General features: G+C 71.4%; 7 protein-coding genes. 3 read left to right on the top strand and 4 right to left on the bottom strand.

The features are described 5' to 3' along the window. Nucleotides 1-74: 74 nt before the first annotated feature. Entirely contained in the window at nucleotides 75-1,658 is a 1,584-nt protein-coding gene (locus ACIPFH_RS04700) for a DUF1996 domain-containing protein (RefSeq protein WP_401823041.1), read from the top strand. A 128-nt stretch (nucleotides 1,659-1,786) separates the two neighbouring features. Here ACIPFH_RS04700 and ACIPFH_RS04695 read toward each other — a convergent pair whose 3' ends face one another. Further along, nucleotides 1,787-2,236: a hypothetical protein gene (locus ACIPFH_RS04695; protein ID WP_401823040.1), complete on the bottom strand. Its 450-nt coding sequence runs from the start codon at nucleotides 2,234-2,236 to the stop codon at nucleotides 1,787-1,789. 189 nt (nucleotides 2,237-2,425) lie between these two features. Between ACIPFH_RS04695 and ACIPFH_RS04690 the strand changes: the two genes are divergently transcribed. Both ACIPFH_RS04690 and ACIPFH_RS04685 read left to right on the top strand, forming a co-directional pair. After that, a complete protein-coding gene (locus ACIPFH_RS04690) occupies nucleotides 2,426-4,396 on the top strand; it encodes a hypothetical protein (protein ID WP_401823038.1) in 1,971 nt (656 codons plus the stop codon). Between the two features lie 147 nt (nucleotides 4,397-4,543). Next, on the top strand, nucleotides 4,544-5,233 hold the full coding sequence (locus ACIPFH_RS04685) for a TetR/AcrR family transcriptional regulator (protein ID WP_401823036.1): 690 nt from the start codon (nucleotides 4,544-4,546) through the stop codon (nucleotides 5,231-5,233). A gap of 25 nt (nucleotides 5,234-5,258) precedes the next feature. Here ACIPFH_RS04685 and ACIPFH_RS04680 read toward each other — a convergent pair whose 3' ends face one another. From ACIPFH_RS04680 to pulA, 3 genes are all read right to left on the bottom strand, one after another. Beyond that, nucleotides 5,259-5,630, bottom strand: coding sequence for an isomerase (locus tag ACIPFH_RS04680; RefSeq protein ID WP_356256224.1), 372 nt, complete (start codon nucleotides 5,628-5,630; stop codon nucleotides 5,259-5,261). A gap of 34 nt (nucleotides 5,631-5,664) precedes the next feature. Then, nucleotides 5,665-7,287 (bottom strand): SpoIIE family protein phosphatase, encoded by a 1,623-nt coding sequence (locus ACIPFH_RS04675; protein WP_401823034.1) that lies wholly within the window; start codon nucleotides 7,285-7,287, stop codon nucleotides 5,665-5,667. A gap of 105 nt (nucleotides 7,288-7,392) precedes the next feature. Then, nucleotides 7,393-12,840: a pullulanase-type alpha-1,6-glucosidase gene (gene pulA, locus ACIPFH_RS04670; RefSeq protein WP_401823033.1), complete on the bottom strand. Its 5,448-nt coding sequence runs from the start codon at nucleotides 12,838-12,840 to the stop codon at nucleotides 7,393-7,395. Between the last annotated feature and the right edge of the window lie 89 nt (nucleotides 12,841-12,929).

The following is a 12,929-nucleotide window of genomic DNA, read 5'->3' as shown; positions in this document are numbered from 1 at the left end:
AAGGAGGGGGCAGCTTCAGCTTCACTCCTGTCGGGCGCCTCGATGCTGCCCCGCAAGGAAGTCAGAGGAGTTCCATGGGACGCAACATACGTAAACGCCGTTCGTCGATGGCCACGAAGGCCGTGGCAGCATCGGCGGCCCTAGCGCTCGGCGGGGGCGGGCTGATCTGGGCGAACTTCTACGCTTCGGCGCACGAATCGAACTCGGGCCAGAACCAGACCAAGGCCGACACCGCGGCCGCGCAGGTCGCCACCATCTCCTGCCCGGATGTGGGGCAGAAGCTGACGAACGTGCCCAGTGGGGCGAAACAGGGCGTCGCGACCGAGCTGGCCAACCTGGACAAGCAGATCACCGAGGCCTACGCCCGGCTCGCCTCCACGCGTCAGGCCCAGGCGGGCGACGCCAGCTTCGTCCAGAACGCGATCACCGGTCCCCTCAAGGAGAAGCGGGCCGCCACGATCGACCGGATCCGCATCAACATCCAGCGTTCCGGTGGCCAGTTCAACAGCTCGCTGAGCCAGCTGGCGGCCTGCACCACGCAGGCGACGAACAACACCAACGCCGGCCAGGCGGGCGGCGGCCAGCAGCAGAACGGCGGCCAGCAGCAGAACGGTGGCCAGCAGAACAACAACGGCGGCCAGCAGCAGAACGGCGGCCAGAACAACAACGGCGGCCAGCAGCAGAACGGCGGCAACGCCGGCCAGGCGCAGAACGGCCAGGGCGGCAACGGCCCGGCCGCCGCGGACTTCGTGGACATCACCAAGGTCCAGGCGAACGCGCAGCTGGGCGTGGGCGCGAACGGTCTCCCGGCGAACGGCAACAGCGGTTCGCGGGGCACCTTCACCTCGAACTGCGGCACCAACGGGAACGACAACCACAACACGGACAACGTGATCGTGGCCCCCGGTGTCGCCAACGGCGCCCACCACCTGCACGACTACGTCGGCAACCAGAACAACGACGCCTTCGCGAGCGACCAGGAGCTGGCCGGCGCCGGCACCAGCTGCCAGAACCAGGGCGACAAGTCCTCGTACTTCTGGCCGGTGCTGCGTGTCCAGGACGGCAGCCAGGACTTCGACCAGAACAACGACGGCGGTGGCAAGGAAGGCAACGTCGGCAAGATCCTGCAGCCCGCCCAGGCGCAGATCAAGTTCGTCGGCAACAAGAAGGGCAAGGTCGTCGCGATGCCGACGGCCCTGCGCATCATCACCGGTGACGCCAAGGCCTTCGTCAACGGCAACGCCAACGCCAACGTGAACTGGAGCTGCACCGGCTTCGAGAACAAGGTGCAGCTGGAAGCCCAGTACCCGATCTGCCCGCAGGGCAGCCAGGTGGTGCGGACGACCAACTTCCAGAGCTGCTGGGACGGCAAGAACATCGACAGCGCCAACCACCGCACGCACGTGGCGTTCGCCCAGGCCGACGGCACCTGCGCCAACGGTTTCAAGGCGATCCCGCAGCTCCAGGTCCGGCTGGTCTACAACGTCCCGGCCCCCAAGCTCCAGAACGGGACGGTCGTGCAGCCGTACGCGGTGGACAGCTTCCCGGAGAACCTGCACAAGCCGATCACCGACCACAACGACTTCATCAACTTCTTCTCGACGAACCTGATGAACAAGATGGTCAACTGCATCAACACCGGCAAGAAGTGCAAGTGACCCGCTGAGCGGGACCACCTGAAAGCCGACTGAGAAGGCCGGCGGTGAGGACTCCTCACCGCCGGCCTTCTTGTGTGCCGGGCCCGGCCCGTGTGATCGGGGCCCCGGCCGGTGAACCGGGGCCCCGGTCAGTGACCGGAGTGCGACGCGCTGCCGGAGGGCTCGCCCGACACGTGCGCGGAGTGGTCGGTGCCCTCCTCGATGTCACCGCCGAGTGTCTTGCGCAGCGCCGTCACGGTGCTGGTCTCCTCACCCACGGCCACCCACTTGCGGCCGACCAGGTAGTGACCGCCGTAGTCCTTGGCCCCGTTGATCCACTCGCGCTGACCGCGGTCGGTGGCGAAGGTCAGGAGGATGAACTTGCCGTCGGCGTTCTTGCAGAGCGCCTGGCGGAGTTCGTCGGCGTCGGTCTGCATGTCGGGCGTGCACTTCACCTCGGCGGCCAGGTGCTCCAGGCTGCCGGTCGCCGTCACCGGGATCGTCACCTCGGCCTTCCCGGAGCCTCCGGATCCGCATCCCGTCAGCACCAGCGCCGCCGCGGCGGCGGCCGCCGCGAGCATCGGTCGGGTCACCTTCATCTGTTCCTCCCTGCAAGAGCCTCGTCCTGGATACGGCTCTCGCGCGCGGTGCGCTCAAAATACCGGTGTCCGGCGGGGGCAGCGCCCGCGTGCCGCACTACCAGCGGTCGTGGCCCAGTGCGCGAAGGCGCTCCGTCGGGACTGGGCCACCCGGGGTGACCATCCCCCGTTTCGCTCGTTCTGCTGGACGTGCAGTCACAGGATGTCGCCCCGCGCCCAGCACCCGGATCCGCCGCCGACCGGATCGTCGATGTCGAGCAGGCCGAGGCCGCGCTCGTCGAGCACTACCCGCGGCTCGTCCGGCTCGCCTATCTGGTGCTGCCTCCCGGCCTCGGCCGTGGTCGGCGGGTCCTGACCGCCCACGCCCTCGCCCAGCGCGCCCTGCCCCGCGGCCGCGCCTCGGCGCCCGTCATCCCGGCCCAGAACGGGGGCGCTTCCGCTCGAGGCCATGCGAGAGGGGGGGACGGCAGCGACGGCGATCCCGGGTACGCGTACATCCGCCTTCAGGTGGTGCGTACGGCCCTGGCGGCGGGGCTGCCGCTACGGCTCCGAGCCCGCCGGCCCAGCCGCGGACACCTCCCGGCGCTGCTCCCCCAGGTGTGGGGCCTGCGCCTCTTCCCCCGCTCCGGCGGCGCCGACGAGCTCGCCCTGGAACAGCGCCTGGCCACGCTGACGGGCCCCGCCCGGGCCGCCTGCGTACTGCGTGGCCTGGAGGAACTCTCCGACGGCGACATCCGCGAGGTGCTCACCGGGTGCGGCGTACGGGACGTGGACGTGACGGCGGCGCTGCGCGAGGCCGCCAAGGTCCCCGCCGCGCAGTACGCGCTCCTCGACTCCCCCGAGTTCGACGCCTGCTCGCTCCAGGCCCGCCCCACCGATCTGAGGCGCCGCCGCCAGCACACCAGGGCCGCGCTCGCCGCCGCGGCCGCGCTCGCCGTGTGCGGCGCCCTGGTCGCGCTGCCCGGCGGTGGCTGGGGCCCGGACGGCGCGGCCGCCCCGCTGTACGCGCAGAACCCGGCCGCCGAGGCCGCCCTCGACCCCGGGCGGCTGGTGAAGGTGACCCCCGCCGCCTGGAAGACCTCCGCGCGCACGGACTTCTCCGTCTGGCCGGCGCGCGGCCCCCTCACCGGCGACACCGCGCTCCTGCGCCGCGCCCTCGCCGTCTGGGCCCGCCCCGGCGAGAGCGTGCACGTCTCCGCCACCCCGGAGACCCCCTTCGGGGGCCCCGCCGGACCGCCGCAGCTCCTCTACGCGGGTGAGGTCGACAACGCGCGCGTGGTGATCCTCCACGACGGTCTGCGCATCGCCCGCTACGCCGAGCCGAAGGACGGCACGGCCGGGGCGGCCCTCGACTTCGCGCGGGTCGACGGCGCGACCGGCACCGAGGCGAGCGCGCTGGTGCTGGGCCGGGCCGACGGCAACGTCCGCTATCTGACGGCCCCCTGGGTGACGAAGGCCGGCGAGCGCGACCTGTCGAAGCCGGGTGCCGGGCTGATGGATCTGTCACTGACCGACGGGATCACCTCGCCGCTTTCCAGCCCGGCCACCCACACCGGCACGTGCACGACGTGGAACGTCCTCCAGCTGACCGACGCCTCGGGCACCCACCTCCTCAGCGACCTCGGCGAGCTCGTCCCCGCCCGGCTCACCGCGGGGCGCCCCACCGCTCCCAAGGAGGTGAGCGGTGCGCGGGCGCTGCGGACCTGGGCGCCGTTCGCCTGCTCGCTGGAAGACGCGCGCGGGCAGGGCGTACGGACGGTCAACGCCTGGGGCTACACCCGGCAGCAGCTGCCCGACGCGAGCGGAACGGCGGCCTGGGCGTGTACCCGGGCCGAGACCTGGCGGGGCGACGGGAGCCGCGTGCTGGCCCAGTTCCACACGCCGGGCGGGCTGTTCGGGGCGGCCGTGGCGAAGGCCGGCGACGTACCGGCGTGCGGGCCGCGCGATCCGCATGTGCTGGCCGGGGTGCTGTGGAAGTCGAAGGGCGGCGGCTGGTACCTCCTCGCGGCCGGCGACCGTGCGACGGCGTCAGTCCGGGCGACCGGCGGGGTGACCGGGTCCGGGCGGGGCAACCTGCTGGCGGTGCCGACGAAGCAGGGCGCACAGGCCGGCCTGGAGGGCACGCTCGAGGACGGGCGGTCGATCAGCGGGCTGCGCTGACGAGTTGGCCTCGGTGTTCGGTTCGGCGGCCGGCTCGAAGGGTGACTGACATGTGACCGGACAAGTGGCCGGATAAGTGATGGACCGGGTGAACGTCTGCGTCGGTCCGGTCCGTTCGGGGCCGGATCCGATCGGTAAGGTGTTCGCATGACTACCGGGGTTCGTCGCAGAATGGGAGTCGAGGAGCGTCGGCAGCAGTTGATCGGCGTCGCCCTCGAACTGTTCGCCCAGCGTTCGCCCGACGAGGTCTCCATCGACGAGATAGCCGCGGCCGCGGGCATCTCGCGCCCCCTCGTCTACCACTACTTCCCCGGCAAACTCAGCCTGTACGAAGCCGCGTTGAAGCGGGCCTCGGAGGATCTCGCGGGCCGGTTCGCCGAGCCGCACGAAGGGCCGTTGGGCGCCCGGCTGCTGCGCGTGATGCGCCGCTACTTCGACTTCGTCGACGCGCACGGCCCGGGGTTCTCCGCCCTCATGCGCGGCGGCCCGGCGGTCGGCTCGTCGACCACGAACGCCCTGATCGACTCCGTACGCCAGAACGCCTACGAGCAGATCCTGTCGCATCTGGGGATCACCGACGCGCCTCCTCGCCTGGAACTGACCGTCCGCTCCTGGATCTCGCTCGCCGAGTCGACCGCGCTGATCTGGCTGGACGGGCGGCGCATCCCGCGCGAGGAGCTGGAGGTCCAGCTCGTGCACGACTTCGCCGCGCTCACCGCGGTCAGCGCGGCCTACGACGACGAGTTGCGCACGCTGCTGCGCCCCGTGCTCGGCGGCGAGCCGGCCGACGGCCCCTTCGGCGACCTGGTCACCCGGCTCATCGCCCTGGTCTCCTGAGTTCCGAAGCCGCCCGGGATCCGTCCTATCCCTCGTACTTGCGGTACGACGGGTCGAGATCGCGCACCTCGGCGGAGGCGTGCACCGCCGAGACCCCGTCGGTCGGCTCGATGTGCTTGCGCAGCAGTTCCAGTACGGCTTCGGTGAGCTTGGCCTTGGTCTCGTCGGAGCGGCCGGCGAGCAGGGCGAGCGTGACGTGCACGATGGCCGGCCCGCTCGGCTCCGTCCCTCCCACCGCGTCTCCCACCACGTCTTCCTCGGTCCGGACGACCCGCGTCTTGCACGCCTCGAGCCGCGCGGCCGCTATCTCGACGACCAGCGGGTGCAGCGCGAGCGCGAACGCGTTCCAGTCGACGTGATCGAACCCCGAGGAGCGTTCGACGGTGATCTGCGGCATGGGCACTCCCGTTCTACGGCAAACAAGGCTCAGCCTAGTTCGTCAGCCCCAGGGCCAGCATCGCGATGTCGTCCTCCCGGTCGTGGCCGAAGCTGGTGAGGAGGGTGTCGCACAGGGCGTCCAGGCCCGGCATGGCGCCGATGGCCGCCGCGCGAAGGTGCTCCATGGAGACGGCGAGGTCGGTGCCCCGGGTCTCGATCAGACCGTCGGTGACCATGAGGAGCCGGTCGGTGGGTTCGAGGAACAGCTCGGTGGGCGGCGGATGGGGCAGGCCCGGGCCGAGCAGCGGGCCGGCCGCCTTGGCGTAGTCGGCGCTGCGGGTGTCCCGGACGATCAGCGGCGGGATGTGGCCCGCGTTGGCGATGCGGGTGCGCCCGGTGCCGGGGTCTATCAGGGCCAGGCAGACGGTCGCCGTGACCCCGGGGTGGTAGAGCCGGAGCATCCGGTCGAGGCGCTCGACCAGCACGGCCGGGTCGCTCTCGTCGACGCAGTAGGCGCGCAGGGCGTGCCGGATCTCGACCATGACGGTGGCCGCCTCGAGCGAGTGCCCGACGACGTCGCCGACCGCGGCCAGCACCCCTTCCCCGGTGCGCAGGGCGGCGTAGAAGTCGCCGCCGATCTCCGTCTCCCGGGAGGCGGGCACATAGCGGACCGCGACGTCGACGCCCGGCAGCTCGGGCAGCCGGTGCGGCCGGGGCAGGAAACTGTGCTGGAGGGTGAGCGCGACGTGCCGCTCGACCTGGTACATCAGCAGCGGCTCGGCGGCGAGCACGGTGGCCTGGGCGAGCCGGGCCAGCAGGGACTCGGTCTCGGGGTCCACCCGGCGGACCTCGCGGGTCGGGGTGGCCAGACACACCGAGGACCTGCCGTCCTGGGTGGGGATCAACACCAGCCGGGCGTCGTGCGACACACCGGGCCGGAAGAACCCGGCGGGCCACAGCGGCGCGGGCACCGAGGTGATCCGCACCCCTGCCTGGCCGTGCGCGAGCCGCCGCAGCAGGGCGACGACGGCCCTGTGGGCGTCCTGGTCCGGCAGTGCGAGCGAGGTGCGGTTCCTGGAGGTGCCGCGGTGCAGCGCGTCGTCCGGGCCGAGGACGAAGACGGCGGCGGGAGAGCCGGTGAGCCGCGCGGTGCCTTCGGCGGCGGCGTCGGCGAGCTCCTGCGGGGAGCGTGCCGCCTGGATGCCGACGATCGCCTCCGACAGCTGCGACAGCCGCCGTGCCGCCGCCTGGTCGTCGGCCCGCAGCCGTGCGGCCCGCACCGCGGCCCGGACGACCGCGTCGATCTCCTCGGGCTCGGCGGGCATCGCCAGGTGGGCCTCGGCGCCCGCTTCCAGTCCCTGCCCGCGGTCGCCGGGGGCCACCTCACCGGCCGAGAAGTGCACGACGGGAAGCCCGGCCATGTGCGGCCGGGCCTTGAGCCGACGGCACAGCTCGAAGCCGCTCATGTCCGGCAGCTCGACGTCGACGAGGGCCACGTCCGGCAGGGCGCCCTTGCGCAGCCGTACGTCCAGTTCGGCGAGGGCCTCGTGGCCGGTGCCGACCGCGACGACCTGGTGGCCGGCGCGGCGCAGCACGACCCCCAGGGCGAACCGGCCGGCCGCCGTACGGTCCACGACCAGCACGGTCGTGTCTGTCCGCCTGCCGTTGACGCTCATCTGTCAACCCTCGGACTCCCCGGTGGAGCAGACCGAATTCAAGGCCTGCTCCACCAAGGTAATGCCCCTGTCCAGGGCGTCCAGAGCGGCTGTCCGGCGCGGTGCCTAGGGCGTCGTCCGGGAGAACACCGCGACGGTGCGGCCCGGGACGGTGAACGTGCCGGATCCCGTCACGTAGGACGCGGCCTTGACGGTGGGGTCGTCTCCCGCCGCCTGCACCGGGTGCAGGCGGTATCCCGTCCCGGCGAGCGCGTCGACCGTCTGCTTCGCCGGGGTCGGCGTCGCGTTGAACACGACGACCAGGTCACCGAGTTCCATGGTGATCACCCCGGGTGTCTCGTCCTTCCCGGACAGCGGGAAGGAGAGCGCCGACTGCACCCGCGTGGCCGTGCCGAGGGAGAACGCCTTCTCCGTGGTCCGGATGCTCAGCAGATCCCGGTAGGCGGCGGAGGTCGCGGTGATCTGCGGGCAGCCCACCCCGACCGTGCTCAACAGGGGCCTCGCGTAGGGCCACTTGGAGGCGTTGTCGGCGGCCGGCGGCAGGCCCCGCCCGAAGCCGTTGCCGGCGGCGCAGTTCCAGTGGATCGCGTTGAACCAGTCGCCGCTGTCGTAGGAGTTGCGGTCCAGCGACTTGGAGCGCAGCAGGTCGGTGCCGGCCTGGGACAGGGCCGGGCCCTGGGAGAGCGCGGCGGTGGCCATGGCGAGGACCTGCATGCGGGAGCGGTCGGCCGCCGAGGTGTCCCCCGGCAGTTTGTACGTCAGCGCGTCGAACAGCGACTCGTTGTCGTGCGCGTCGACATAGGCGAGGGCGTCGCCGGGCGCGTCCGCGTAGCCGGCCGGGGCGCCGTTGTAGTCGACCTGCGCGCCGGTGACCTCCTTGCCGTCGGTGTCGGTGAAGCGGTAGGCGGCGAGGTTGCCGGACAGACCGACCTTGATGAGGTCCTGGTAGTGCAGCAGGCGGGCCTTCTGTTCGGCCGAAGTACCGTTGCCGGTGGATGAGTTGGGGTCGGTGTAGAGCCCGGACGCGAAGCCCTGGACGCCGGGGTCCCCGTCGAACGGCCCGCCGCCGCGCACGGCGTCGCGCGCCCGGTCGGAGAAGGTCGCGACGCCCGTGCCCGCCATGTTCTTCTGGGTGGCCTGCACGAACCGGGCGTCGTCGGCGACCTCGCCGAAGTTCCAGCCCTCGCCGTAGAGGATGATCTTCTTGCCGTCGACGCCGTCCCTGGCGGGGGTCAGCGCGTCCAGCGCCTCGCGCACCGCCAGGATGTTGGCCTTCGGGTGGTGCCCCATGAGGTCGAAGCGGAACCCGTCGACCTTGTACTGCTTGGCCCAGGTGACGATCGAGTCGACGACCAGCTTGCCCATCATCGCGTTCTCGGTCGCGGTGTTCGCACAGCAGGTGCTGTCGGCGACCGAGCCGTCGGCGAGCAGCCGCTGGTAGTAGCCGGGGACGATCCGGTCGAGGACGCTGGTCGCCGCCTGGCCGCTCGCCGCCGTGTGGTTGTAGACCACGTCCATGACGACCCTGAGGCCCTCCTGGTTCAGCGACTTCACCATCCGGCGGAACTCGACGGTACGGGCGGTCCCGTCCGGGTCGCCCGCGTAGGAACCCTCGGGGACCGTGTAGTGGTAGGGGTCGTACCCCCAGTTGTAGGCGTCCTTCGCGGCGGTCGCGGCCACGCACTCCTGCTGCTTGTCGGAGTCGGCCGGATAGGAGGCCAGGTCGCAGTCGGGGGTCGACTGTGCGGCCTTGTCCTCGGCGATGGTCGCGATGTCGAAGACGGGCAGCAGATGGACGTACGACGTGCCCGCCGCCGCCAGCTCCCGCAGATGCTTCGAGCCGTCGCTGTCCCGGTCCGTGAACGCCAGGTAGGTGCCCCGGTCCTGGGCGGGGACGGTCGTGTCCGCGACGGAGAAGTCCCGGACGTGCAGCTCCTGGATCTGGGCGTCCTTGAGCGGGACGGCCTTCGGCTTGGTGAGCGAGGACCAGCCGCCGGGGGCGAGGGCCTTGTCGTCGAGGTCGACGACGAGACTGCGCCCGGAGTCGGTGGTGAGGGCCACCGAGTAGGGGTCGGTGACCTTGTTGGTGACGACCTTGCCGACGCTGGGCGCCCACACCTTCACGACGTACCGGTAGGGCTTGTTCCTCCAGGACCTGGGCCCGGTCACGGACCAGACGCCGGTGGTGTCGTTCCGCTTCATCCGTACGGTGGAGCCGTCGAGTTCGAGCGACACCTGCTGTGCCGTCGGGGCCCAGACGGACAGGGTGGGCCGGCCGTCGCGGAAGGTCGGCCCGAGCCGCGCCTTGGTCGCGCCGGTGTACAGGTCGTCCAGCACGCCCGCGATCTGTACGCCCGTCGCCGCCAGCACCGCCCCTCCCCCAGAGCCGAAAGCCTGGGAGGTGCCCCCGACGGCCCGTTGGGAGGCGACGACCTGACCGCTCAGTGCCTCACGCACCCGGTCCCGGTCGCGCGGGTCGACGGACCAGGCGGTGTAGGCCTTGAGGTGCGGGTACGCGGCCTTCTGCGCGTCGGTGAGGGTGGTCTTCGTCAGCCGCAGCCACTTGGCCGCCCCGGTGAGCGTGCCGTTCCCGACGGCGATCGAGCCGTCCCGGCTGTACAGCAACTGGGTCGAGGCAGCGGCCTCGGAGCCGTTCCAGGCGACGGTGTTCCGGTCGATCCAGACCGCCTTGGAGGTGGTCGGGTCGAGGGCCGCCGCGGTCCCGGCCGGCTGCGGGAGCAGGTACTTCTCCTGCCCGTTCAGCAGCCACACCTCATGGCCGTTCGCGGTGAGGTCCAGCGACTGGTCGGACGGGAGGTCCTTCTCGTCCCCCTTGTGGAGGATGTAACTCAGGCTGGTGGCGCCGGCGGTGAGCGGCACTTCGTAGACCGCGCCGTACGCGTCGGTCCGGCTCGGCTTCAGCGGGTTCGACCACTCGGTGGGGGACGCCGCGCCCGTCCAGGTGTGCACACCCCAGCCGTCGTAGTTCCCGTCGGCGCGGTGGTAGTGCAGCACGGCCTTGGCGGTGTCCTGCGCGGGGCCGTCGGGCTTCTGTGCGACGACGCCGTCCTTGCCCTGCTCGATCCAGACCTCGCCGGTCTTCGTGACGTCGATCGTGCGGTCGGCGGAGACGTCCTTGTCGCCGTCCTTGTCGATGACGAGGAAGCCCACGGACGAGGCGCCGGGCTCGAGCTTGACGTAGGCGAAGGCGCCGTAGGCGTCGCGGCCGACGAACGGGTGGCTGTCCGGCCAGGTGGTCGACTCGCCGTCGGCGAGGTCGCCCCAGGCGTACAGGCCCCAGTCGGCGTAGTCGCCGTCGGTGCGCTTGTAGTGGACGATCGCGTAGTCACGGGAGGAGGCGGTGGGGGGCTCCTCGGCGGGCGGGGCGCCGGTGACGGAGGCCGCGGTGGCACTCGCCGTGCGCCCGGCCGAGTCGACGACGACCGCCTTGTAGCGCAGGGCCGTTCCCGCGGGTACGTCCGCGCCGATGGTCTGGGTGACCCGGTAGGGGGCGTGGTCGGCGGAGCCGAGGGTCCGCCACTTGCCGTTGCCGGTCTGGGCGGCGAAGACGACCCGGTTGAGCTGACCGCCGTCCACGTCGGCGCTCAGCTCGACGGTGCCGGTGGCGCCGGCGGCCGGGGCGTGCAGGGCGAGGGTCGGCCCGGTGTCCGGGACGGGCGGCCTGCGGGTGGCCTTGAGGACGACGGCCGAGCCCGCCGGAACGGTCAGGGTGATCTTCCTGTCGGCGCCGACGGCAACCGTCTTCGCGGTGCCGTAGATCCCGCGGAACCCGGTGTTCGCGGTACCGGTGGCGAAGGTCGCCGACCGTGCTTCGTCCGCGTTGTTGAAGGCGACCACGTACTCGGTCGTGTCCTTGCCGGTGCCGTTGCGGGAGAAGGCGTAGACGCCGGCGCCGTCGGCCGCGTAGCGCTCGGTCTGGACGCCGTCGGTGAGGGCGGGGTTGGCCTCGCGGAGCTTGGCGAGAGCGGAGATCCGCCGGTACAGCGGGGCGCTCGTGTCGTACGCGTCGCTCGCGTGGGTGCGGTCGGTGCCGATCTCGTCGTCGTCGAGGTAGTCGGCGGTCTTCGAGGCGAACATGGTCTGGCGGGCGTCCTTGTCGCCGCCGGCGCCGGTGAAGCCCTGCTCGTCGCCGTAGTAGACGACCGGGTTGCCGCGGCTGAGGAACATCAGCTCGTTCGCGAGCCTGTCCTTGGCGAGGAGTTCGGCGTCGCCGGCCTCCGGGTTGTCCTGGTTCAGGAAGTACCCGATGCGGCCCATGTCGTGGTTGCCGAGGAAGGTGACCTGCTCGTAGGCGTTGGCCTTGTCGGTCGTGTACTTGTAGTCGTCGGCGAAGACCGAGGCGAGCTTTCGCGCGCTGCCGCCCTGGGAGGCGTACTGGCGGGCCGCCTCCTGGAAGGGGAAGTCGAGCGTGGCGTCGAGGCGGCCCTGGGTGACGTAGGGGGACGTGATCGACGTGTCGGCGGAGTAGACCTCGCCGAACATGAAGAAGTCGTCACGCCCCTGCTTGGCCGCGTAGGCGTCGAGGGCCGTCGCCCACTGGGTCCAGAACTCCATGTTCACGTGCTTCACGGTGTCGATCCGGAAGCCGTCGATGTCGAAGTCCCGCACCCAGCGCTGGTAGATCCGCTCCATCCCGCTGACGACCTCGGGACGCTCGGTCCACAGGTCGTCGAGACCGGAGAAGTCTCCGTACGTGGTCGACTCACCGGCGTACGTCGAGTCGCCGCGGTTGTGGTACATCGTGGGGTCGTTGAGCCAGGACGGGACCTTGGCGGACTTCTGCGCGGCGGTGACCGTCGGCGTGCGCGGGAAGGAGTCGGCGTCGACGGCGGGGAACTTCGAGTCGCCGTCCGCGTAATCGGCGTCGTCGAAGGGCTCGCCGTCCTTCGTCAGGTACGGGAACGCGCCCTTGGACAGGTAGCCGTAGGACTTCTCCGCATAGTCGACCACGTCGGCGGTGTGGTTGGTGATGACGTCGAAGAAGACCTTCATGCCCTTGGCGTGCGCCTTGGAGATGAGGGTCTCCAGGTCCTTGTTGGTGCCGAAGTGCGGGTCGACCTGTGTGAAGTCGGTGATCCAGTAGCCGTGGTAGCCGGCCGACGCGTTGCTGCCGGTCCCCTGCACGGGCTGGTTCTTGAAGATCGGCGCCATCCAGATGGAGGTGGTGCCGAGACCCTTGATGTAGTCGAGCCGCCGGGTCAGGCCCTTGAGGTCGCCGCCCTGGTAGAAGCCCTTGTCGGCGGGGTCGTAACCGGTGGTGAGGCGTGAGCCGGTCAGTCCGCCCTGGTCGTTGGCGGTGCTGCCGTTGGCGAAACGGTCGGGCATGACGAAGTAGAACTGCTCACGGGTGTCGTCGTGGCGGGCGGGCGCGGCGGCCAGCTTCGCGTCGGACGGCGGTGGCGGCGGGCTGTCCGCGTGGGCCGCGAGGGGCTGCACGAGGGCTGCGGCCAGCGCGGCCACGGCGACGGCCGCGACCCGTCGGGCTGGTGGCGCGGTGCGGCGCGTCGGGGGCGCCGGCCATCTCGGTATCACAGGCGGGAACTCCTTGCGATTACGGCTCTCTTGGGTCCGACCCGACGCCGCGGGAGGGCTTCGTCGCCGGGCGCCCGCGCGACGCTATC

It is taken from the genome of Streptomyces sp. NPDC088157, assembly GCF_044741545.1.
Lineage (GTDB): Bacteria > Actinomycetota > Actinomycetes > Streptomycetales > Streptomycetaceae > Streptomyces.
The sequence above is the reverse complement of the archived record's forward strand: the minus strand, read 5'-3'. Positions and strand labels throughout refer to the sequence as shown.